This is a genomic window from Stenotrophomonas rhizophila, from assembly GCF_003651185.1.
Taxonomy (GTDB): Bacteria; Pseudomonadota; Gammaproteobacteria; order Xanthomonadales; family Xanthomonadaceae; genus Stenotrophomonas; species Stenotrophomonas maltophilia_Z.
The window spans coordinates 166,145-188,755 of record NZ_RCDC01000008.1 but is presented as its reverse complement, the minus strand read 5'-3'; the positions used below and the strand labels follow the sequence as shown (position 1 = coordinate 188,755).

The following is a 22,611-nucleotide window of genomic DNA, read 5'->3' as shown; positions in this document are numbered from 1 at the left end:
ACACTGCTTACGGCCACCAGAAGGCGGTCAGGCTGGCCACGCCAGGCTCGATGGCGGCCTCACGGTCGAAGGCCAGTACCGCGATCCCGCCCGGCGGCATGCCGCGGTAGTCGCTGCTGGTGCCCTCGCTCATCAGGGCCACCAGTTGCTCCAGGCCGGGGTTATGGCCCACCACCAGCAGGCGGTCCACATCGCGGCGCGCATCGATCAACCCCATCAGGGTGCCGGGGGTGGCCTCGTAGACGGCGTCCTCCAGCCGCTTCTCGACGAAGCCGGTGATGCCCAGGACGGCTTCCAGGGTTTCGCGGGTCCGCCGCGACGGCGAGCAGAGCACGCAGTCCGGCAGCAGATTGTTTTCCTTGAGCCAGCGGCCGGCGGCCTCGGCTTCGGCCAGACCGACCGGCGACAGCGGGCGGTCCAGATCGGCCTGGCCGGTGCTGGCGGTTTCAGCATGGGCGTGACGCAGCAGTATCAGTTCTCGCATGGGATCTCTCGTGTCAGGCTTTCTTCAGCCACTTCAACAGCGGCTCCCAGTCATTCTGGTGCTCGCGCACCTGGGCCGAGCGGTAGTCGAACAGACTCCGTCCGAGCCCGACCATCACCACATAGCTTTGGCTGTCGCGCAACTGCGCGACGACCTCATACGGCCAATCGGCCAACATCTGTATCGCCTGTTGCGAGGTCTGCGTCCAGGGTTTGGTGCGGTTGAGCACCAACCCGACCGGCAGGCTGCGGTTGTGGACGCGGGGCACGCGCGACAGGCTGTTGAGGAAGCCGACGATGGCTTCGATATCCAGCGCGGAGGGCAGCACGGGGACCACCACCGCATCGGCAACATCAAGGAAATGCGGAATATCGTCGGCCATCGCACCGGCCGGAGCATCGATGATGACCTCGTCGGTGCCCTCGGGAACCAGTCGTTCCCAGCTCTTTTTGCGATACACGTCGATCGGCAGCACGGCGCTTTCCAGAACCGAGCGGCGTTGCGCCCAGCGGGTGCTGGAGCCCTGGGGATCGGCATCGGCCAGGACGGTCCGTTTGCCTTCCAATGCCGAATGCGCCGCCAGGTGGGTGGCGACGGTGGTCTTGCCCACCCCGCCCTTGGAACCGGCCACCAGGATCGTCTTCATGCAAGCCTCGCTTCCGGGGAACGTTCCCGCAGCCTACACCGGCGCCTGTGACGGAGATAGTCGCAGCGCTGAACCAGAACCGACGGCCACGGCTTTGCTATCGTGGATGGTTCCAATGGACTGACCGCCAGCATGAGCGAACTACAGGACCTGAGCGCGCTGATCCGCGCCAACACCCCGCTGATCATCATCGAGACCCAGGATGAGGGCCGGGTGGTGGAGCTGTTCCGCCAGACCCTGATGCATGTCTGGCGGGCCCTGCACCGCTGGTCGATCACCGAGGGCCTGCGCCGGATCGACATGGACCGCGAGGACGACCCGGTCGGCCCGCCCGATGCCAGTTCGGCCCTGCAGATGATCCGCCAGGCCGAGCAGCGCGGTATCTATCTGCTGCTCGATTTCCACCCCTACCTGGGCTATGCCAGCCACCAGCGCGCCCTGCGCGACCTGATCCAGCGGCGGCACTGCGAGGCCCACGTGCTGGTGCTGGTCGGGGCCAAGGTCGAGCTGCCGGCCGAGCTGGAAGCGCTGGCCACCCGCTTCAACCCGCGCCTGCCCGACCTCAACGCGCTGCTGAAGATGCTGCGCGAGGAAGCCGAAGCCTATGCCCGCGAGAACGGCGGGCGGCGCGTGGAGGTGGACAACGAGGCGGTCCAGAAGATCCTGCACAACCTGCGCGGGCTGAGCCTGGTCGACGCGCGCCGGATCGCCCGGCAGCTGATCTTCGCCGATGGCGCGCTCAGCCAGGACGACCTGCCACAGCTGGCCCGGCTCAAGTTCGAGTTGCTCAACCGCGCCGGCCACCTGCACTACGAGTACGACACCACCCGCTTTGCCGATGTGGCGGGCGCCAACCGGCTCAAGCGCTGGGTCAACCAGCGCCGGCCGGTGTTCCTGGGCGGCGCGGGCCCGGCCGGCCTGGACCCGCCCAAGGGCATGCTGCTGCTCGGCGTGCAGGGCTGCGGCAAATCAATGCTGGCCAAGGCAACGGCGGCCGGTTTCGGCGTACCGCTGCTGCGGTTGGACTTCGGCAGCCTGTACGACAAGTACCACGGCGAGACCGAGAAGAACCTGCGCGACGCGCTCGCCTCGGCCGAGCAGCTGGCCCCCTGCGTGCTGTGGATCGACGAGATCGAGAAAGGCCTGGCCAGTGGCGGCGAAGATGGCGGCGTGTCGCGCCGGGTGCTCGGCCACCTGCTGACCTGGCTGGCCGAGCGCAAGAGCACGGTATTCATCGTCGCCACCGCCAACCAGGTGCATGAACTGCCGGCCGAGCTGCTGCGCAAGGGCCGTTTCGACGAGATCTTCTTCGTCGATCTGCCCGACGCCAACACCCGGGTCGAACTGCTGCGCCTGCATCTGGGCAAGCGCCAGCTCAATGCCGACGACTTCGCACTGCCCGCGCTGGCGGCCGCGGTGGATGGCTTCTCCGGTGCGGAGATCGAACAGGCGGTGGTGTCGGGGCTGTACGCCGCGCATGCCGAATCGCGTGTGCTGGATACCGAACTGTTGATGCAGGAGATCCGCGGCAGCCGGCCGCTATCGGTGCTGATGGCCGAACAGGTCACTGCGCTGCGCGAGTGGGCACGGGGGCGCACCGTCAGCGCGGACGTGTGACGCCGGGGCGCTACGCCGGCAGGTGCTGCAAGACCCACACCCACGCCGGCAGCGTCACCAGCGACAGCAGGATGCCGTAGCCAACCAGCGCGGCGGCCAGGCGCGGGGCCAGGCGATGGGACATCGCCAGTGCGGCGGCGGTGATCATGGTCGGCATCGCCGACTCCAGCACATTGGCCTGCAGCATCGTGCCGTGCAGGCCGAACGCCCAGGAGATCGGCAGCGCCAGTGCCGGCATCACCAGCAGCTTCAGCAGCAACCCGATGCCCAGTGGCCTGAGCTCATCCAGTGGCAGGCGCAGCTGGATGGAGAAACCCACCGCCAGCATCACCAGCGGCAGCATCGCATCGGCCAGCTGCTTCAGCCCGGTGCCGATCCAGCCCGGTGGCTGCTCAGGCATCAGGGTCAACGCGAACAGCAACGCCCACAGCGGCGGGAACTTCGCGATCCGCAGCAGGATCTGTGCGGCGGTAGGCGGGGTGTCGCCGCTGTAGCGCGCGATCACATACAGGCCGAACGTGGACAGCAGCACAAAGGTGCCGAACTGGTCATAGACCACCGCATAGGGCAGCGCGTGATCACCGAGCAGCGCGCGCACCATCGGGTAGCCGATGAAACTGGAATTGGCCAGCGCCACGCAGATCAACAGCACCGCATGCACGTCGCGGGCGAAGCCGAAGACGCGCGTAGCCAGGCTCACCGCGGCGAGCGTACACAGCATCAACAGCCACGGCGTGGCGACCAGCCCGATCAGGCTGATATCCAGATGCAGCCGTGGGACGTAGATCAGCACCGCCGCCGGCAGGCAGACGTACAGCACGATGCGGTTGAGCACATCGGCAGTGTTGTCCGGCAGCGTGCGCAGACGCGAGAACAGCATGCCCAGGCCGAGCATGGTCAGGATGAGAGGGAATGCATCGAACGCCATCGCGACAGCCTAGCCGATCCGGCAGTGGCCGCCGCCCCGACCATGGTCGAAACGGGAGGGTACGGCGGCCCCGCCAAGGGGCAGGCCCGTATGTGCGGGCCCGCCCGACCCGATCACGGCCAGGCGGGCGGCTTCTCCGCCCACGCCCGCTGGATCTCGGCCAGCGTGCTGCGTTCGCTGTCGCGCCAGCCCGGCAGCAGTTCGGCATAGCGATCCGTTCCGCTCCACTGCTGTGGCTCGGTGCGCACGGCTGCGGCATACCACTGCACGGCTTCGGCCTTGCGGCCCAGCGTCCACAGGGCCAGTGCGAAGGTGGGCGGCACCCACCCGGGATTCCCACGCAGCGTGTTCTGGGCCGCCGTCCACTGGGCCAGTGCGGCGTCGGTCTCGCCGAGGCGGAACAGGTCCCAGCCATAGTTCCAACGCACGGAACGGCCCAGCACCGAACTGGCCGACGCGGTCGTGGCGGCCTGTTCGTAAAGACTGCGCCCCAGCTCCGGCCGGCCCTGCGCGATCGCTACGCCCGCCAGCTGCACGGTGGCCTCCAGCGTCTTGCGGCCGCGCTCGCGGTGTTTCATCAATTGGTCAACGAGATCCCCACCCTCGCCCTGCACCACCACCATCGGGGCGGCGGCAAGGTCATTGTCGAAGTAGAACTCCTGCACCGCCGGCAGCGATTGCGCCGACACGTTGAACACACAAGCCCCCATGGCCAGCATCACGCCGGCCAGCATCTGTCTTGCAACTGCCATGCAAACTCCCCCAGGTTGTCACAACAACCTCCCCTCCTGATCCTAACCGCAGCGCACGCCCGGCACCAAGCGCGGCCGACCGACGGTCGGATCTACCCGGCGCGCCGCCAGACCCGCAGGCGGTTGTTGGCCGGCATCGCCACGTCCTCGGCCAGCTGCAGGCCCACCCCGGCCGCCAGTGCATCCACCGCTTCGGCATCGCGGATGCCCGAGGCCGGATCGCGCGCCTTCAGCCACGCATCGAACTGGCGATTGCTGTCGCTGCTGTAGGCACCGTGGGCGTTGAACGGGCCGTAGACGCACAGCACGGCGTCCGCGGCCATCACGGCAGGCAACCCGGCGAACAACGCCTGCACGTGCGCCCAGCTCATGATGTGCAGGGTATTGGCAGTGAACACCGCATCGAACGCCAGCGGCGCGTCCGGCAGCGGCCCCAGCCCGGGCGCGGGCGACAGCGCCGCCTGCAGCGGCCACGGCGCCGGTGTATTGGGCAGGCCGGCGGCCTGGAGCCGGGCGGCGATGCCGGGCAGGTGCTCGGGATGATCACTGGCCTGCCACTGCAGGTAGGGCAATGCCGCAGCGAAGTGTTCGGCATGCTGGCCGGTGCCGCTGCCGATCTCCAGCACCCGGTGGCGGGCGGCGAGGTGGCGCTGCAGCACCGCCAGGATCGGCGCGCGGTTGCGGTCGCAGGCCTCGGACCAGCGTATCTGGCTCATCGGAATGTCACATCGGCAGGGAATCGATGTCCATCCAACCATGACCGCAGTCACTTGTGCCACTACGCGATGCCACCGAAAGTCGAAGACTTGTCCAATGTCGGCGGCCTGCGTGCCGTCGGCCGTCCTTGGGGGATGTGAGCTGTGCAACGTCGTGAGTTTCTAGCGCTGTCTGGAATGGGCCTGGCGGGCCTGGTACTGCCGCATGGCCGGCTGATCGCCGCCGAGCAGCTGCTCGAGCCGGGTGATGTGGGCCGCCGCAAGGCGCTGGCCGAGGCCGCGCTCGCCGCCGCCAAGCGCGCCGGTGCCAGCTACTGCGACGTGCGTATCGGCCGTTACCTCAACCAGGCGGTCATCACCCGCGAGGCCAACGTCCAGAACGTCACCAACAGCGAATCCTCGGGCATCGGCATCCGGGTGATCGTCAACGGTGCCTGGGGCTTTGCCGCCACCCACCAGCAGACCCCGGCCGCGGTGCTGGCCACGGTCGAGCAGGCCGCAGCGATCGCCCGCGCCAACGCCGGCATCCAGACCCGTCCGGTGCAGCTGGCGCCGGTCACTGGCGTGGGTGACGTGAGCTGGAAGACCCCTATCCGCAAGAACGCGATGGCGGTGCCGCTCAAGGACAAGGTCGACATGCTGCTGTCACTGAACGCGGCTGCGCTCAATGCCGGGGCCGACTTCATCAACTCCACCCTGTTCCTGGTCAACGAGCAGAAGTTCTTCGCCTCCAGCGATGGCTCCTTCATCGACCAGGACGTGCACCGCATCTGGCTGCCCTTCACCGCGACCGCCATCGACAAGACCAGCGGCAAGTTCCGCACCCGCGCCGGGCTGTCCTCGCCGATGGGCATGGGCTACGAGTTCCTCGATGGCGACGCGCGCGGCAAGATCGCGTTGCCGGGCGGCGTGGTCGCCTACCGTGATTCCTACGATCCGGTGGAGGATGCGATCGCCGCGGCCCGCCAGGCGCGGGAGAAGCTCAAAGCGCCGTCGGTCAAGCCGGGCAAGTACGACCTGGTGCTGGATCCATCCAACCTGTTCCTCACCATCCACGAGAACGTCGGCCACCCGCTGGAGCTGGACCGCGTGCTCGGCTACGAGGCCAACTACGCCGGTACCAGCTTCGCCACGCTGGACAAGCGCGATGCGGGCTTCCGCTGGGGCAGCGACATCGTCAACTTCTTCGCCGACAAGACCGCCCCGGGCAGCCTGGGTGCGGTGGGCTACGACGATGAAGGCGTGAAAACCAAGCGCTGGGACCTGGTCAAGGACGGCATCCTGGTGAACTACCAGGCCACCCGCGACGAGGTGCATATTCTTGGCGAGAAGGAGAGCCACGGCTGCAGCTACGCCGATTCGTGGTCCAGCGTGCAGTTCCAGCGCATGGCCAACGTGTCGCTGGCGCCGGGCAAGGCGCAGCTGAGCGTGGCCGACATGATCAAGAACGTGGAGAACGGCATCTACATCCACGGCCGTGGCTCCTATTCGATCGACCAGCAGCGCTTCAACGCGCAGTTCGGTGGCCAGCTGTACTACCAGATCAAGAACGGTGAGATCACCGGCATGGTCGAGGACGCCGCCTACCAGATCCGCACGCCGGAGTTCTGGAATGCCTGCAGCGCGATCTGCGACGAGCGCGATTTCCGCTTCGGTGGTTCGTTCTTCGATGGCAAGGGTCAGCCGGGCCAGGTCTCGGCGGTCTCGCATGGCTCATCGACCACGCGCTTCGATGGCATCAACATCATCAATACCGCACGCAGCCTGGGATGAGCCTGTCCCCGCTCCATGCCGAATGTCACTACCGCGGCGCCCGTACGGCCGCAAGAATCGGCAGTGCCGCCGCGGCGGTCGCCCTGATGTCGCTGTTTCCCTGCCACCCCCACACCGACGTGGAGAGCTGCCTTGCAAAGACGTGACTTTCTCGCCCTGACCGGGCTTACCGCTGGCGGACTGATCGTCCCGTCGTTCTTCGGCAAGGTCATTGCCGCCGAGCAACTGCAGAGCGCACTCGATCCGGCGCTGAAAAAGCGCTTGGCCGATGCCGCCCTGGCCGCCGCGCGCCAGGCCGGTGCGACCTACTGCGATGTACGTATCGGCCGCTACCTGCGCCAGTACGTGATCACCCGCGAGGACAAGGTGCAGAACGTGGTGAACACCGAATCGACCGGTGTGGGCATCCGCGTGATCGTCAACGGCGCCTGGGGCTTTGCCGCCACCAACCAGCTCGGCACCACCGATGTGGCGCGTGCCGCGCAGCAGGCCGCTGCGATCGCCAAGGCCAACGCCGGCGTGCAGACCGCCCCGGTGCAGCTGGCGGCCGCGCCCGGCGTGGGCGAAGTGTCCTGGCGCACCCCGATCCGCAAGAACGCGATGGACGTGCCGATCAAGGAGAAGGTCGAGCTGCTGCTGGACGTCAATGCAGGCGCGATGGGCGCCGGCGCCAGCTTCGTCAACTCGATGCTGTTCCTGGTCAACGAGCAGAAGTACTTCGCCTCCACCGATGGCTCCTACATCGACCAGGATGTGCACCGCATCTGGGCACCGATGACGGTCACCGCGATCGACAAGAGCACCGGCAAGTTCCGCACCCGCTCCGGGCTGTCCTCGCCGATGGGCCTGGGCTACGAGTACCTTGATGGCGTCGGCACCGGCAAGGCGGTCTCGCCCAACGGCGTGGTCAACTACCGCAACTCCTATGACATGAAGGCCGATGCGATCGCCGCGGCCAAGCAGGCGCAGGAAAAGCTCAAGGCACCGTCGGTGAAGCCGGGCAAGTACGACCTGATCCTGGATCCGTCGCACACCTGGCTGACCATCCACGAGTCGGTCGGCCACCCGCTGGAACTGGACCGCGTGCTCGGCTACGAAGCCAACTACGCCGGCACCAGCTTCGCCACGCTGGACAAGCGCGAGCAGCATTTCCAGTACGGCAGCGACAAGGTCAACATCTTCGCCGACAAGACCCAGCCGGGCAGCCTCGGTGCGGTCGGCTACGACGATGAGGGCGTCAAGACCAAGCGCTGGGATCTGATCAGCGAAGGCAAGCTGGTGGATTACCAGACCATCCGCGACCAGGCCCATATCCTGGGCAAGACCGAGTCCGACGGCTGCTGCTATGCCGATTCCTGGTCCAGCGTGCAGTTCCAGCGCATGGCCAATGTCTCGATGGCGCCGGGCAAGACCAAACTGAGCGTGGCCGACATGATCAAGGACGTCGAGAACGGCATCTACATCATCGGCGACGGCTCGTTCTCCATCGATCAGCAGCGCTACAACGCGCAGTTCGGTGGCCAGCTGTTCTATGAAATCAAGAACGGCCAGATCACCCGCATGCTCGAGGACGTGGCCTACCAGATCCGCACGCCGGAGTTCTGGAACGCCTGCACCGCCGTGGCCGATGAAAGCGACTACCGCCTGGGCGGTTCGTTCTTCGACGGCAAGGGCCAGCCCGGCCAGGTCTCGGCGGTCTCGCACGGTTCGTCCACCGCGCGCTTCAACGGCATCAACGTCATCAACACCGCGCGCAGCCTCGGCTGACCGGTCAGGAGCCCCAATCCATGAGTATCTTCACCGAAGCCCAGGCCAAGGCCATCCTCGACAAGGTCATCGCGCTCTCCAAGGCCGATGAGTGCACCGCCGTGCTGGCCGGCTCGATCGACGGCAACATCCGTTTCGCACTGAACAATGTCTCCACCAGCGGCATCGTCGACAACACCGAGCTGGCCGTGACGGTCGCCTTCGGCAAGCGCGTCGGCACCGCCTCGATCAACGAGTTCGACGACGCCGCGCTGGAACGCGTGGTGCGCCGTGCCGAAGATCTGGCCCGCCTGGCCCCGGAGAACCCCGAGTTCATGCCGGCCATCGGCAAGCAGACCTACACTGCCAGCCCGACCTTCAGCGAATCGACCGCGGCCATCGACCCGGCCTTCCGCGCCAAGGTCGCCGCCGACTCGATCGCGCCCTGCCGGGGCAACGGCCTGATCGCCGCCGGCTTCCTGGAAGATGGCCAGAGCTTCTATGCAACGGCCAACAGCAACCGCAACTTCGGCTACCAGCGCGGCACCAATTTCAACTACACCTGCACGGTGCGTACCGAAGACGGGCGTGGCTCGGGCTGGGTGGGGCGCAGTGTGAAGGACGCGGCCGATTTCAAGGCCGACCAGGACATCCGCATCGCCATGCGCAAGGCTACCGAATCGGCCGAAGCCAAGGCCCTGGAGCCGGGCAAGTACACGGTGATCCTGGAGCCGGCGGCGGCGGCCGGCCTGATCAGCTTCATGATGAACTTCTTCGATGCGCGCTCGGCCGATGAAGGCCGCAGCTTCCTCTCCAAGAAGGGCGGCGGCAACAAGCTCGGCGAACAGGTCTACGACCCGCGTGTGACGATGGTGGCCGACCCGTGGCACCCGGACGCGGCCGTGCTGCCGTGGGACAACGAAGGCCAGCCGCGCGAAAAGCTGGACATCATCAAGGACGGCAGGATCGCCAACCTCAACTACTCGCGTTTCTGGGCGCAGAAGCAGGGCAAGACCGCCAACGCGCGGCCGGGCAACCTGCTGATGGCCGGTGGCGACAAGAGCACCGCCGAGCTGGTGCGTGGCACCCAGAAGGGCATCCTGGTCACCCGCACCTGGTACATCCGCATGGTCGATCCGCAGACCGTGCTGCTGACCGGCCTGACCCGCGATGGCACCTTCTACATCGAGAACGGCCAGATCAAGCACCCGGTGAAGAACTTCCGGTTCAATGAGTCGCCGGTGATCATGCTCAACAACATCGAAGAGCTGGGCAAGCCGGTGCGTGTGGCCGGTGACGAGTCCAGCCTGGTGATGATGATTCCGCCGATGAAGCTGCGCGATTTCACCTTCACCTCGTTGTCCGACGCGGTCTGATGAACGGTCGTGACGGCCACTGGCCGTCTCTTCGTCTGGCCGGTGACACCCGGGAACGTGCGTGGCGATGAACCGCGCACAGTTCCTGCGCCTGATGCTGGGCAGTGCCGCCTTCGCGGCATTGCCCGCGCCGGCACGCGCCCAGGCCGGGCGTTACGACTTCTGGTTCACCCGCCTCAAGTACGACTCCGGCGACTGGGACGTGGATGCGCGCATGCCGTCCAACGTGATCACCTCGCTGATCGATTACACCTCCCTGCGCGTGGACCCGACCGAGCACGTGATCGCGCTGTCCGATCCGCGCATGCTGGAGGCGCCGTTCTGCTACCTGGCCGGCCACAAGCTGGTCGAGTTCAATGCAGCCGAACGGCAGAACTTCGTACGCTACGTGCGCAATGGCGGCTTCGTGTTCGTCGATGACTGCAACCACGACATCGACGGCCTGTTCGCCACCTCCTTCGAAGCGCAGATGGCCAAGCTGTTCGGGCCCAGGGCGCTGGGCAAGCTCCCGAACAATCATGCGCTGTACCGCAGCTTCTTCCGCTTCCCCGAGGGCCCACCGGCCACCGGGTTCGAGCTCAATGGCTGGGGCGATGATCTGGTCCACGATTACCTCAAAGGCATCCAGATCGATGGTCGATTGGGTGTGCTCTACAGCAACAAGGATTACGGGTGCGAGTGGGACTACGACTGGCGCAACAAGCGCTTCCTGGCCGAAGACAACACCCGCTTCGCCGTCAACATCGTGATGTATGCGTTGAACAGCTGAGCTTCTTCCTGCTTTTTCAGCCACGCATGGCGTGGCTCTACGCCGATCCTGCGAGTGCCTTATGACGACCGACCGCCTTGATGCCCTTCTTCCCAAACTGCAGCAGCTGCGCGGCGCGCTGGCCCAGGCCGTGGTCGGCCAGCACGCGGTGGTCGAGCAGCTGCTGATCGGCCTGCTGGCCGGCGGCCACTGCCTGCTCGAAGGCGCGCCCGGGCTGGGCAAGACCCTGCTGGTGCGCTCGCTCGGGCAGGCGCTGGAGCTGCAGTTCCGGCGCGTGCAGTTCACGCCCGATCTGATGCCCAGCGACATCCTCGGCACCGAGCTGCTGGAAGAAGACCACGGCACCGGGCACCGGCACTTCCGCTTCCAGAAGGGCCCGATCTTCACGAACCTGCTGCTGGCCGACGAGCTCAACCGTACCCCGCCCAAGACCCAGGCCGCGCTGCTGGAGGCGATGCAGGAGCGCACCGTCAGCTACGCCGGCACCACCTATACGCTGCCCGCACCGTTCTTCGTGCTGGCCACGCAGAACCCGATCGAACAGGCGGGCACCTACCCGCTGCCCGAAGCCCAGCTCGACCGCTTCCTGTTGCACGTACGGGTGGACTACCCCACCGAGCAGGAAGAGCGCGACATCCTGCTGCAGACCACCGGCAGCGCCAATGGCAGCGTGCCCAAGGTGATGGACGCCGAGGAGGTACTGGCGCTGCAGGCCGCGGTGCGCCAGGTCCACATCAGCGAAGACGTCCTCACCTGGATCACGCGCCTGGTGCGTGCCAGCCGTCCTGGCCGCGATGCGCCGGCGGCGGTGAACCAGTGGATCAAGTGGGGCGCCGGCCCGCGTGCCGGGCAGTCGCTGGTGCTGGCGGCCAAGGCGCGTGCGTTGCTGCAGGGCCGCTTTGCCGCGACCCGCGAGGACGTGCAGGCGCTGGCCGCGCCGGTGATGCGTCACCGGCTGTTGCTGTCGTTTGCCGCCGAAGCCGAGCAGAAGAGCGCTGACGATGTGGTCGCCGCGCTGCTGCAGGCCGTGCCGTTCCCGGGGTGATCCACACGCCGTGAGCCGCACCGCACCGATCGCGATCCCCGCCGATGTCCGCAGCCGCCTCAAGGCGCTGCGGCTGCTGCCACGCCGTGCGCGCGGTGCGCACGGAATCGGGCAGCACGCCAGCCGCAGCCGCGGTGCCGGGCTGGAGTTCGCGCAGTACCGTGCCTACGAACCCGGTGATGAGCTGCGCCAGATCGACTGGAAGCTCTACGCGCGCTCGGACCGGTTCTTCGTACGCGAATCCGAGCGCGAGAGCCCGATCACGGCTTGGGTGCTGATCGATGCGACCGCCTCGGCGGGGCAGCGTGATCGCGCGCGACCGGACGCGTCGCGGCTGGACCACGCCTGCGCGACCGCCGCCTGCCTCGTGGAACTGGCCCTGCAGCAGGGCGACCGCTTCGGCGCGATCGTGGTCAGCGGCGGCGGCGTGCAGCTGGTGCCCGCCGGGCACGGCCCGCGCCAACGTGACCGCGTGCACCTGCTGCTGCGCCAGCTGCAGGCCAGTGGCAGCTGGCCGCCGGTGACCTCGCTGGCGCCGATCTGGGAGCGCGTGCAGGCCGGCGATCTGCTGGTCGCACTGGGCGATGGTTTCGACGAGGCCGGCATCGTGCTGATGGAACGGCTGGCGGCCGCCCGTCGCGAAGTGCTGCACCTGCAGCTGCTGACCGCCGAAGAGCGCGATTTCCCGTTCACCCAGGGCCACCGCTTCCGCGATCCGGAGACCGGCGAAGAACTGCTGGGGGACGGCCGTGCGATCCGAGAGGACTACCTGGCCCGCTTCGACGCTGCGCAGCGTGCGTTGCAGGCGCGTCTTCAGAGCAGCGGCATCGTGCACGCCACCGGCTATCTCGACCAGCCGCTGGATCAGCCCCTGCGTGTGCTGCTCGGCGCCGGAGGTGGCGCGTGAGCCTGCTGTTCCCGCTCGGCCTGCTCGCACTGGCCGCCTGGCTGGTGCCGCTGTTGATCCACCTGGCGCGGCGCCACCAATATGCGCCGCTGGATTTCGCCGCGTTGCGCTGGCTGCGGGCCCGGATCCGGCCGCGCCAGAACGTCCGTTTCGATGAGTGGCCGCTGCTGTTGGTGCGGTTGCTGTTGCTTGCCGCGCTGGCCCTGCTGCTGGCGCGGCCGGTGCTGCACGGGGGCGCGGCCGATACCCACGCGGTCACGGTGGTCGCCCCCGGTCTGGACGGGGCGGCGCTGCGTGGCCAGGATGCCGAAGGGGACTGGCGATGGCTCGCGCCTGGCTTCCCTGCGCTGGCCGACGGCGCGCCGGCGCCCCATCAACCGCTGGCCAGCCTGCTGCGCGAGCTGGATCAGCGCCTGCCCGCCGGCGCATCGCTGACGGTATACGTGCCTGACCCGATGCCCGGGCTGGATGGCGAGCGCCCGCGCCTGTCGCGTGCCGTGAACTGGCGGCCGATCCTCATGGCACCGACCCGCGCGCGCACGGCGGCACTGCCTGTGCTGCAGGTCGGTGGCGAGATCGCGGAAGGCGAGCAACGCGTGTTGGCCGCGTTCCAGCGCGCATGGTCCAACCAGGGGTTGTCTCCCGCACGCGGTGCCGGTACCGCCCCGGACGCCGGGCAGATCGGCGTGTGGCTCGCCGCTGCGCCGCTGCCTGCCGCCTGGCAAGCGTGGGTGCGCCAGGGCGGCAGCGCGCTGGTCGCGTCGGGTTCTACTGGGGAGGGTTGGACTCCCGCCCTGCGCGATGCGGACGGCACGTTGGTACTGGAACAGCGGCTCGAGGGCAGTGGTCGCCTGCTGCGTTTCACTGCGCCGCTGACGCCGACGGCGCTGCCGGTGCTGCGCGATCCCGGCTTCCCGCGCCAGTTGCTGGCGGTCGTCGCCGCACCCGCCACGCCCACGCTCGCAGCCGCGGCGACACAGCAGCCAGTGCGCGGTGGCGCCACGCCGCGTCCGCTGCCGCGTGAGCTGACCCCGTGGCTGCTGGCGCTGATCGTGTTGCTGTTCGCGCTGGAACGGGTGGTGGCCGCCTCGCCGCGCCGTGGAGCGGGGGCATGAACGCCATCATCCAGCGCGGCTGGCAGCGCGCTCGCCGGCGCCAGTGGTGGATCACCGCCGTCGTCGCGGTACCGATCGCGCTGGCACTCAGTGCCGTTGCATGGCCGATCGCGGGGTTCAATGCGTTCACCGTGATCCTGCTGCTGACGTTGCTGGTCGGCGTCGGGCTGGCCACCTGGCGCGCGCGCCGCCTCGATCGCCACTGGCTGGTTCGCCGCCTGGATGAACACGCGGTGGCGCAGGACAGTGCCGACCTGCTGTTCGCGACCCCCGACACCTTGAACCCGTTGCAGCAGCGCCAGCGCTCGCATGTCGAGGCGGCACTGCAGTCGCGCCTGCCCGAGCTGCGGCCCCGCTGGCCGTGGCGCTGGGTACTGGCGTCGGCGGTGATGTCCTTGCTGGCCATGGCCCTGGCCTTCGGCTGGCCGCGCGACCAGAACGCGGCGCCACTGTTCCCAAGCGCCGCGGCACCGCCGGCCACACCGGCGCAACCGCCGCAGCTGCGTTCCACCCGGCTGGAGATCACCGCCCCTTCCTACACCGGGCAGCCCGCGCGCGTGCAGAGCGCGCTGGATGGCAAGGTCGCGCAGGACAGCCGCCTGCACTGGTCGCTGCGTTTCTCCGCGCAGCCGAAGACCGCGACCCTGCAGTTCCACGATGGCCAGCGCATCGCCTTGCAGCGCGATGGCGAACAGTGGACCGCACAGTGGACCGCAACACGTCCGGCGCTGTACCGCGTGGTCACCGAACCCGCCCTGCGCGACACCCGCCTATATCGACTTGATGTGGTGCCCGATCGCCCCCCGGTGGTGCGTGTGATCGCCCCGGACCGCAGCCTCGTGCTGGGCACGCCCGGCCAGCGCCAGTGGCCGCTGCAGTTCGAAGCCAGCGACGACTACGGTGTGGTCGCCACCGCACAGTTGAAGGTCACGTTGGCCCAGGGCAGCGGCGAGAACATCACCTTCCGCGAGCAGACCTTCACCCTGACCGGCACCGGCCCGGCAACGCAGCGGCGCTTCGCCCGCACGCTGGATCTCGCCGCGCTGGGCGCCACCGAAGGCAACGACGTAATCGCCCAGTTGACCGTGCGCGACACCCACACGCCCACCGCGCAGACGGCTCAGAGCAGCAGCGTGATCCTGCGCCTGCCCAGTGCCGCGGAGATCCAGGGCACCGACATGGAGGGCATGGTCAAGAAAACCCTGCCGGCGTACTTCCGCAGCCAGCGCCAGATCATCATCGACGCCGAGGCGCTGATCAAACTGCGCGGCAAGCTGCCGGCCGAGGAGTTCGTCAAACGCGCCGATGCGATCGGCGTGGACCAGCGCATCCTGCGCCTGCGCTACGGCCAGTTCCTCGGCGAGGAAAGCGAAGGCGGGGCCAAGCCACCGCCGACCAGCGATGCCCTGCCGACCAGCGACACGCCGCCGGCCGCGCACGACGACGATCACGGCCACGATGCCGACCCTGCCAAGCCCCAGGCGCAGGGCGGGCACGATGATCACGGCCACGACCACGGCGCCACGACCGACGGCAGCGCTGCGGTGTTCGGCAGCGCCACCGATGTGCTCGCCGAATACGGCCATACCCACGATCACGCCGAGGCGGCCACCCTGCTCGATCCCAAGACGCGCGCCACGCTGAAGGCGGCGCTCGATCAGATGTGGTCGTCGGAAGGCGAGCTGCGCCAGGGCCAGCCCGAGCGCGCCCTGCCCTACGCCTACAAGGCGCTGGGTTTCATCAAGGAAGTGCAGCAGGCCGAACGCATCTACCTGGCGCGGGTCGGCCCGGAGCTCCCGCCGATCGACGAGGGCCGGCGCATGACCGGCGAGCGCGCCGACCTGGCCAGCCGCACGTTGCCGTTGCGTGCGCTGGAAGCACCCGACCAGGCCATCGTGCAGGTCTGGCAGCAGCTTGCCGATCCCGCCAGCGCGCCGGATCTGGATGCACTGACCCAGTGGCTGCGGCGCAATGAAGCACGCCTGCCAGACCCGCTGGGCCTGGCCGCCGCCATCGAAACACTGCGCATCACCCCGGACTGCGCCGACTGCCATCAGGCCCTGCGTGCGCAGCTGTGGCGTGCGCTGCTGCGGCCGCTGCCGCAGGTCCCTCGTCGCATCGCACCGGATGCCATGGGTCAGCGCTACCTGGATGCCCTGGAGGCCTCACCGTGAGCGAACCGCGCTGGATCCTGATCGCGCTGCTCGCCGTACTGGCGCTGGCCAGTGCGCGTCTGTGCTGGCAGCAGTGGCGTGGACCGGCCCGGGCAAGCGGCGTGTTCGCCACCCTGCTGTTGTTGCAGGCCGTGGTGACCGTACTGCTCTACCTGACCCTGGTGCCACCGATGCAGCGCGTGGCCGGTGGCCAGCTGACCGTGCTGACTGGCGCGGCCGATCAGGTGCGCTGGTCGGCGGCGCCGGGGGAGACCGTGGTCGCGCTGCCGGAAGCGACGAAGGTGGCAGACGCCCTCGCAGCACCCGACCTGGCCACCGTGTTGCGCCAGCATCCGGGTGCCACTTCCCTTCGGCTGATCGGCGATGGCCTGTCGGCCCGCGATCGCGATGTCGCGCTGCCCCGTGGCGTGCGTATCGAATCGCCCAACGCGCCGCAGGGCTGGATCGCGCTGCAGCCGCCGGCGGTCACTGCGCCCGGTGCGGTGTTCACCGTGAGCGCGCGTACGCAGGGCGTGCCAGGCGCGCGCGCCGAACTGGTGGATCCCGCCGGTGTGGTCATCGACAGGGCCACGCCGGATGCCGAAGGGAAGGTGCAACTCAGCGGTGTGGCCCGCGTTGCCGGACAGAGCGTGTTCGGCCTGCGCCTGCTCGACGCCGAACAGCATGTGATCGATACGCTTGCCGTTCCCGTGGACACCGCCGCCGCCGCAACGCCTCGCCTGTTGCTGCTGGCCGGTGCACCCGGCCCGGAGTTCAAGTACCTGCGCCGCTGGGCCACCGATGCCGGGCTGCGGGTGCAGGCGCAGGCCAACGCGGGCGGTGGCGTATCACTTGGCGATGCACCGATCGCACTTACCGCTGCCACCTTGGCCGAGACCGATGTGGTGCTGCTGGATGAGCGCAGCCTGGCCGGGCTGTCGGCCGCGCAACGCAGCGCACTGCAGCAGGCGATCCGCGCCGGGTTGGGCGTGCTCGTCCGCACCAGTGGCCCCCTCAGCGACAGCGCGCGCCAGGCGCTGCGCGGCTGGGGCATGCCCGTCAGCGGCAACAACCAGGCCGCCCCCCTGACCCTGCCGGCCGACGCCGATGCCGCTCTGCTGCAGGCACGCCGTGGCCCCCAGCGGCCCGCGTCGGACACCACCGCCTACGTCGAAGAAGCCGACACCGCCTCGCATCAGGCTGCGCTGCCAGTGTTGGAGCAGCTGACTCTCAAGGCCACCGATGCAGCCGCCCTGCTGCACGATGACAAGGGCGCTGCCGTCGGCGGCTACCGCGTTCTCGGACGCGGCCGCGTTGCGCTCCTGCCCATCACCGACAGCTATCGACTGGTGCTGGCCGGCCGCGACGATCGCCACGCCGAGGTGTGGAGCAGCGTGCTGGCCAGCGTGGCGCGCCCGCTTCCTGCCGCGGATGTGCCACGCATCGGCACCCACACGCCGTGGGCCGGCGAGCGCATGGCGCTGTGCCAGCTGCAGGTGACTGCACAGGTGCGTGCACCGGATGGCGCGCTCATCCCCCTGCAGCTTGATCCGGCGAGCGGTCCCGAGCGCTGCGCCGGCTACTGGCCGAACCAGCCGGGCTGGCATCAGCTGCAGCAGGGCGAACGCCGCCACGCGTTCTACGTGTTCGATCCGGCCAGCGCGCGACCGCTGTATCGTCAGCAGCTGCGCGACGCGACTGCCCAGCGCCTGGCCACCGGCGCCGCCGCTTCATCGGCTGGCGTGGTCGAGACGCCGGGCGCACGGTGGCCGTGGCTGCTCGCCTTCGTGCTGGCGGCAGGGTTGCTGTGGTGGCTGGAGCGACGACGGGGGGTGACAGCAGGCTGACGCGCGCACAGCGTTGAGTCCCACAGTGCGAGTGGGGTAACCGTCAGGGTGTTCCGCCGGGCTCCGGCAGCGCCGGGCACCCACCCTGCTGCACACACACCTCCTGCGCGCGACGCTGCTCTTCCTCGGTCAGCTCCGGCGGTGGGCGCGCGGTCGCGGACTGGATCTGATCGGGTCCGCCAGTAAGTTTGTTCACGCCCTGGGCGGCGGCGGCCAGCCCCTTGTTGATGCCCATCATCAGATAGCCACCGCTCATGCTGACCTGCTCGGGCGACGGGGGCTCGCTCCAGGTGCGGCTGAAGCGGTTCGGCTGCACCTGCACCGGATTCTTGAAGCGGTACAGATCCAGCGGTTCGTCGTCGGGCTTGAGGGCGCGCACCTCGCCCAGCGTGGTGACATCCCCCTGCGCTGTCGCGGGCGGCGGTTCCACGGGTTCAGGTACGGCGGCCTGCTGGGCCTGCCCGGCAGCGGCCAGCAGCAAACCCGCAAGCACTGCCAAGCCTTGATATTCACGTAATGCCACAGCGACTCCGTCCGTGTTGGTAGCGGGCTGCCACCAAGGATACGGATGCCGGTGTCAGATTTCGTTGCTGGCAGCTGTCCAAGCGACGCCGGCAGGCACTGAACCATTCACCCCGGCGCAGCGCAATGTCTCAGACATTGAGACGCGGTCATGTTTCCATAGCGTCCTTTGCAGACCGTTGTGACCATGGCTTACGAACTCGCCAAGCGCACCGAGGACGCCGAGCGCCGCCTCGCCACCACCGAAGGGCTGCCCTCGCGCGATGGTGCGCTGCTGACCTCGCGCCTGCAGCGCCGCTACCACGACCGCATCACCGGCAGCTTCACGATTCCCGCGCGCGAGGGCCGGTACGCGCCGATCCCGACCGATGTCCCCGATGCCTTGGTCAGCGCACTGAAGGCACGCGGCATCGAGCAGCTGTACAGCCACCAGGCGGAGGCCTGGGAGGCCAGCCAGCGGGGCGAGCACGTGGCCATCGTGACCCCGACCGCCAGCGGGAAATCGCTGTGCTACACCCTGCCGGTGGTCAGCGCCGCCATGCAGGGCAAGGCCAAGGCGTTGTACCTGTTCCCGACCAAGGCGCTGGCCCAGGACCAAGTGGCCGAGCTGCTCGAGCTCAACCGCGCCGGCGACCTGGGGGTCAAAGCCTTCACCTTCGATGGCGATACGCCGGGTGATGCGCGCCAGGCGATCCGCCTGCACGGCGACATCGTGGTCTCCAACCCGGACATGCTGCATCAGGCGATCCTGCCGCATCACACCAAGTGGGCGCAGTTCTTCGAGAACCTGCGCTACGTGGTGATCGATGAGGTGCACACCTACCGCGGCGTGTTCGGCAGCCACGTCACCAACGTGCTGCGCCGGCTCAAGCGGATCTGCGCGTTCTACGGGTGGAGCCGCAGTTCATCCTGTGCTCGGCCACCATCGGCAACCCGCAGGCGCATGCCGAGGCGCTGATCGAAGCGCCGGTCACTGCGATCACCGAATCCGGCGCGCCGACCGGGCCCAAGCACGTGCTGCTGTGGAACCCGCCGGTGGTCAATGCCGATCTCGGCCTGCGGGCCTCGGCCCGCTCGCAGAGCAACCGCATCGCCCGCATCGCGATCAAATCCGGGCTGAAGACCCTGATCTTCGCGCAGAGCCGGTTGATGGTCGAAGTACTGACCAAGTACCTCAAGGACATCTTCGACCACGACCCGCGCAAGCCGGCCCGCATCCGCGCCTACCGGGGCGGTTACCTGCCCACGGAGCGGCGGGAGACCGAGCGGGCGATGCGCGCCGGGCAGATCGACGGCATCGTCAGCACCTCGGCACTGGAGCTGGGCGTGGATATCGGCAGCCTTGACGTGGTCATCCTCAACGGCTACCCGGGCAGCGTCGCCGCGACCTGGCAGCGTTTCGGCCGCGCCGGCCGCCGCCAGCAGCCCGCACTGGGCGTGATGGTGGCCAGCTCGCAGCCGCTGGACCAATACGTGGTGCGGCATCCAGACTTTTTCGCCGAAGCCTCGCCCGAGCATGCGCGCATCGCGCCGGACCAGCCGTTGATCCTGTTCGATCACATCCGCTGTGCCGCCTTCGAGCTGCCGTTCCTGGCCGGCGATCCGTTCGGCCCGATCGACCCGCTGGTGTTCCTGGAAGCTCTGGCCGAGACCGAGGTGGTGCATCGCGAAGGCGACCGCTGGGAATGGATCGCCGACAGCTACCCGGCCAACGCCGTCAGCCTGCGCTCGGTGGCCGATGGCAACTTCGTGGTGGTGGACCGCAGCGACGGCAAGCAGCAGATCATCGCCGAGGTGGATTACTCCGCCGCCGCGCTGACGCTGTATGAAGGCGCCATCCACATGGTGCAGTCCACCCCCTACCAGGTGGAGCGGCTGGATTGGGAAGGCCGCAAGGCCTACGTCACCCGCACCCACGTGGACTACTACACCGACAGCATCGACTTCACCAAGCTCAAGGTGCTGGACCGCTTCGACGGCTGCATCGCCGGGCGCGGCGATTCGCACCACGGCGAAGTGCACGTGGTGCGCCGCGTGGCCGGCTACAAGAAGATCCGCTATTACACGCACGAAAACATCGGCTATGGCCCGGTCAACCTGCCCGACCAGGAGCTGCACACCACGGCGGTGTGGTGGCAGTTGCCGCAGGCGCTGCTGCTGACCGCGTTCGACAGCAAGCAGGAAGCACTGGACGGTTTCCTCGGCGCGGCCTACGCGCTGCACATCGTCGCCACGGTGGCGGTGATGGCCGATGCGCGCGATCTGCAGAAGGCCGTCGGCAATGGCGATGGCGCGTGGTTCGCGGTGGCCGACCAGAGTGGGCGGGGGCAACTGCGTGGCGCCGAGTTCGATGCCAGCGCGATCGAGTTGCAGCAGCAGTTCGTGCCGACGGTGTATCTGTACGACAACTTCCCCGGCGGTGTGGGCCTGAGCGAGCCGCTGTGGGTGCGCCAGGCCGAGCTGCTGCTGCGCGCGCGCGAGCTGGTGCAGGGCTGCGACTGCAAGGCCGGCTGCCCGGCCTGCGTCGGCCCGGTGCTGGCCGGTCAGGAGGACGATGCCACCACGCCCAAGGCGCTGGCGTTGAAGGTGCTGGCTCTGTTCGACAGCGCCGCGCTGCCGTCTGCTGAAGAGCAGGAGCACCGTAGCGCCGAGGTGGTGACCCCGTGAGCCTGAGCCTGGACAAGCTGCGCCTGCTGCGCCGGCAGGCCGGTGATGCGACGGCGGCGCCTGCCTCTGGTCCGACCATCGCCCCTGGGCGCGGATCCGCTGCCGCTGACACGGGCGCTCCCGGCGGCACGGGCAGCGCCCCGCTTCCGGCCGCCGCCAACGATGCGCGTGCGCGTACGCCCGCACCGGCCTCCGTCTTCGGCTGGGTCGAGCAGGAGATCCGCCACAAGCCAACCGGCGCGGCCGCACGCGAGACCGCACCGGCAGTTCCCGCTGTTCCTCCTGATCCTGTTCCCGCGCTGCGCAAGCCGGAGATCGGTGGCCTGCGCCGTCTGCTCGGCCTTCGCGATCGCGGCCTCAGCACCGCCACCCCGCGCGAGAACGCCAAGGATCGGCATGTGCCCGGTGAGGAAATCGCGCCGGGCCTGTTCCTGATCGAATCGTTCGTTACCCAAGCCATTCCGACCGAGCCGTTGTCGCTGGCCTTCGCCAAGCGCGAAGGCGAGCAGGTGCAGCCGCAGGACCTGCTGTTCTTCGATACCGAAACCACCGGCCTGGCCGGCGGCACCGGTACCCGCGCCTTCATGATCGGTGCGGCGGACTGGCACACGCATCCCGACCGCGGCGACGGCCTGCGCATCCGCCAGCTGCTGATGACGACGATGGCCGCGGAAACCGCGATGCTGCGCGAGTTCGCCGGCTGGCTGCAGCCGAGCACGGTGTTCTCCAGTTACAACGGGCGCTGCTACGACGCGCCGTTGCTCAAGACGCGCTATCGGCTGGCCCGGCAGCGCTGCCCGATCACGCCACTGGATCACGTCGATCTGCTGTTCCCGACGCGCCGCCGCTATCGCGGCACCTGGGAAAACTGCCGGCTGGCCACGATCGAGCGCCAGCTGCTGCAGATCGTGCGCGAAGACGATCTGCCCGGCTCGGAGGCCCCGGCTGCGTGGCTGAATTACCTGCGCGGCGGCAGTGCGGTGAACCTGCGCCGGGTAGCCGAGCACAACCACCAGGACGTGGTGACCCTGGCGCTTCTGATGCGGCGGCTGGTGGCCGAGGAACAGCGCGACCGGGAGACGTTGGCGCTGCAGGCCATTGACGCGGTGTAAAGGCCGGCCCACGGACACTGCGGGTACTTACCGTGGGAGGACCACCACATGCGCCTGAACCTTCTGTTCGCCCTGGGCTGTGCCCTGCCGCTGGCCGCCTGCAGTCCTCCGGCCAAGACCGCCGCGACGCCGCCTGACAGCCCGACCTCGACCGCCCCACCCGCGGTGGCCGGCAGTGGCGGCCAGTGCGATCCGGAAAAGCTCACCGGCCTGGCCGGGCAGACCGCCACCGAGGCGGTCATCCAGAAGGCGGTGAAGGACAGCGGTGCCCGCAACGCCCGCGTGCTCAAGCCGGGCATGGCGATGACCATGGATTACCGCGAAGACCGCCTCAGCATCGAAGTGGACGAACAGAACAGGATCGTGCGCGCCAACTGCGGGTGATCGGTTGCAACCGGCGACCTGGCACGCAGGCCGCCGTGGCTGGCGTGTGCCG

At 68.5% G+C, this 22,611-nt stretch carries 18 protein-coding genes and 1 pseudogene; 13 read left to right on the top strand and 6 right to left on the bottom strand.

Annotated elements, in window-relative coordinates; genetic code table 11:
• Positions 1-7: 7 nt before the first annotated feature.
• Entirely contained in the window at positions 8-484 is a 477-nt protein-coding gene (locus tag BCL79_RS18665; RefSeq protein WP_121043976.1) for a SixA phosphatase family protein, read from the bottom strand.
• 13 nt (positions 485-497) lie between these two features.
• Complete coding sequence (locus BCL79_RS18660; RefSeq protein WP_121043973.1) at positions 498-1,130, bottom strand: ParA family protein; 633 nt, start codon at positions 1,128-1,130, stop codon at positions 498-500.
• Positions 1,131-1,262: 132 nt separating this feature from the next.
• Here BCL79_RS18660 and BCL79_RS18655 point away from each other — a divergent pair, with 132 nt between their 5' ends.
• Entirely contained in the window at positions 1,263-2,747 is a 1,485-nt protein-coding gene (locus BCL79_RS18655) for an AAA family ATPase (protein WP_121043970.1), read from the top strand.
• Between the two features lie 10 nt (positions 2,748-2,757).
• Here BCL79_RS18655 and BCL79_RS18650 read toward each other — a convergent pair whose 3' ends face one another.
• The 3 genes from BCL79_RS18650 to BCL79_RS18640 form a co-directional block, all read right to left on the bottom strand.
• Entirely contained in the window at positions 2,758-3,675 is a 918-nt protein-coding gene (locus BCL79_RS18650) for an AEC family transporter (RefSeq protein WP_121043967.1), read from the bottom strand.
• Positions 3,676-3,788: 113 nt separating this feature from the next.
• Positions 3,789-4,427: a tetratricopeptide repeat protein gene (locus BCL79_RS18645; protein WP_121043964.1), complete on the bottom strand. Its 639-nt coding sequence runs from the start codon at positions 4,425-4,427 to the stop codon at positions 3,789-3,791.
• Between the two features lie 92 nt (positions 4,428-4,519).
• Positions 4,520-5,143 (bottom strand): DUF938 domain-containing protein, encoded by a 624-nt coding sequence (locus BCL79_RS18640; protein WP_121043961.1) that lies wholly within the window; start codon positions 5,141-5,143, stop codon positions 4,520-4,522.
• Between the two features lie 144 nt (positions 5,144-5,287).
• Here BCL79_RS18640 and BCL79_RS18635 point away from each other — a divergent pair, with 144 nt between their 5' ends.
• The 9 genes from BCL79_RS18635 (at position 5,288) to BCL79_RS18595 (ending at position 17,874) form a co-directional block, all read left to right on the top strand.
• Complete coding sequence (locus BCL79_RS18635; RefSeq protein WP_183073829.1) at positions 5,288-6,916, top strand: TldD/PmbA family protein; 1,629 nt, start codon at positions 5,288-5,290, stop codon at positions 6,914-6,916.
• Positions 6,917-7,048: 132 nt separating this feature from the next.
• Positions 7,049-8,683, top strand: a complete 1,635-nt coding sequence (locus BCL79_RS18630) for a TldD/PmbA family protein (protein WP_121043958.1) — start codon at positions 7,049-7,051, stop codon at positions 8,681-8,683.
• A 20-nt stretch (positions 8,684-8,703) separates the two neighbouring features.
• The gene (locus BCL79_RS18625; RefSeq protein WP_121043955.1) at positions 8,704-10,038 is read left to right on the top strand and encodes a TldD/PmbA family protein; all 1,335 of its coding nucleotides are present in this window, start codon (positions 8,704-8,706) and stop codon (positions 10,036-10,038) included.
• A gap of 67 nt (positions 10,039-10,105) precedes the next feature.
• The gene (locus tag BCL79_RS18620; RefSeq protein WP_121043952.1) at positions 10,106-10,807 is read left to right on the top strand and encodes a DUF4159 domain-containing protein; all 702 of its coding nucleotides are present in this window, start codon (positions 10,106-10,108) and stop codon (positions 10,805-10,807) included.
• A gap of 61 nt (positions 10,808-10,868) precedes the next feature.
• Positions 10,869-11,852 (top strand): AAA family ATPase, encoded by a 984-nt coding sequence (locus BCL79_RS18615; RefSeq protein WP_121043949.1) that lies wholly within the window; start codon positions 10,869-10,871, stop codon positions 11,850-11,852.
• 10 nt (positions 11,853-11,862) lie between these two features.
• The gene (locus BCL79_RS18610) at positions 11,863-12,759 is read left to right on the top strand and encodes a DUF58 domain-containing protein (RefSeq protein ID WP_121043946.1); all 897 of its coding nucleotides are present in this window, start codon (positions 11,863-11,865) and stop codon (positions 12,757-12,759) included.
• The gene (locus tag BCL79_RS18605; RefSeq protein WP_121043943.1) at positions 12,756-13,874 is read left to right on the top strand and encodes a BatA domain-containing protein; all 1,119 of its coding nucleotides are present in this window, start codon (positions 12,756-12,758) and stop codon (positions 13,872-13,874) included. Before BCL79_RS18610 ends, BCL79_RS18605 begins: the two co-directional genes overlap by 4 nt.
• The gene (locus BCL79_RS18600) at positions 13,871-16,048 is read left to right on the top strand and encodes a hypothetical protein (RefSeq protein ID WP_121043940.1); all 2,178 of its coding nucleotides are present in this window, start codon (positions 13,871-13,873) and stop codon (positions 16,046-16,048) included. Before BCL79_RS18605 ends, BCL79_RS18600 begins: the two co-directional genes overlap by 4 nt.
• Positions 16,045-17,874 (top strand): hypothetical protein, encoded by a 1,830-nt coding sequence (locus BCL79_RS18595; RefSeq protein ID WP_121043935.1) that lies wholly within the window; start codon positions 16,045-16,047, stop codon positions 17,872-17,874. The genes BCL79_RS18600 and BCL79_RS18595 overlap by 4 nt, the downstream gene beginning before the upstream one ends.
• A gap of 43 nt (positions 17,875-17,917) precedes the next feature.
• Here BCL79_RS18595 and BCL79_RS18590 read toward each other — a convergent pair whose 3' ends face one another.
• Entirely contained in the window at positions 17,918-18,355 is a 438-nt protein-coding gene (locus tag BCL79_RS18590) for a hypothetical protein (RefSeq protein WP_121044050.1), read from the bottom strand.
• Between the two features lie 228 nt (positions 18,356-18,583).
• Between BCL79_RS18590 and BCL79_RS18585 the strand changes: the two are divergent.
• The 3 genes and pseudogenes from BCL79_RS18585 to BCL79_RS18575 all read left to right on the top strand — a co-directional run bounded on the left by BCL79_RS18585 (position 18,584) and on the right by BCL79_RS18575 (position 22,559).
• Positions 18,584-21,063 (top strand): annotated as a pseudogene (locus BCL79_RS18585) (DEAD/DEAH box helicase).
• On the top strand, positions 21,060-22,175 hold the full coding sequence (locus BCL79_RS18580) for a ribonuclease H-like domain-containing protein (RefSeq protein ID WP_121043932.1): 1,116 nt from the start codon (positions 21,060-21,062) through the stop codon (positions 22,173-22,175). Before BCL79_RS18585 ends, BCL79_RS18580 begins: the two are co-directional and overlap by 4 nt.
• A 48-nt stretch (positions 22,176-22,223) precedes the next feature.
• Positions 22,224-22,559, top strand: a complete 336-nt coding sequence (locus BCL79_RS18575) for an I78 family peptidase inhibitor (RefSeq protein WP_121043929.1) — start codon at positions 22,224-22,226, stop codon at positions 22,557-22,559.
• The last annotated feature ends 52 nt before the right edge of the window (positions 22,560-22,611 follow it).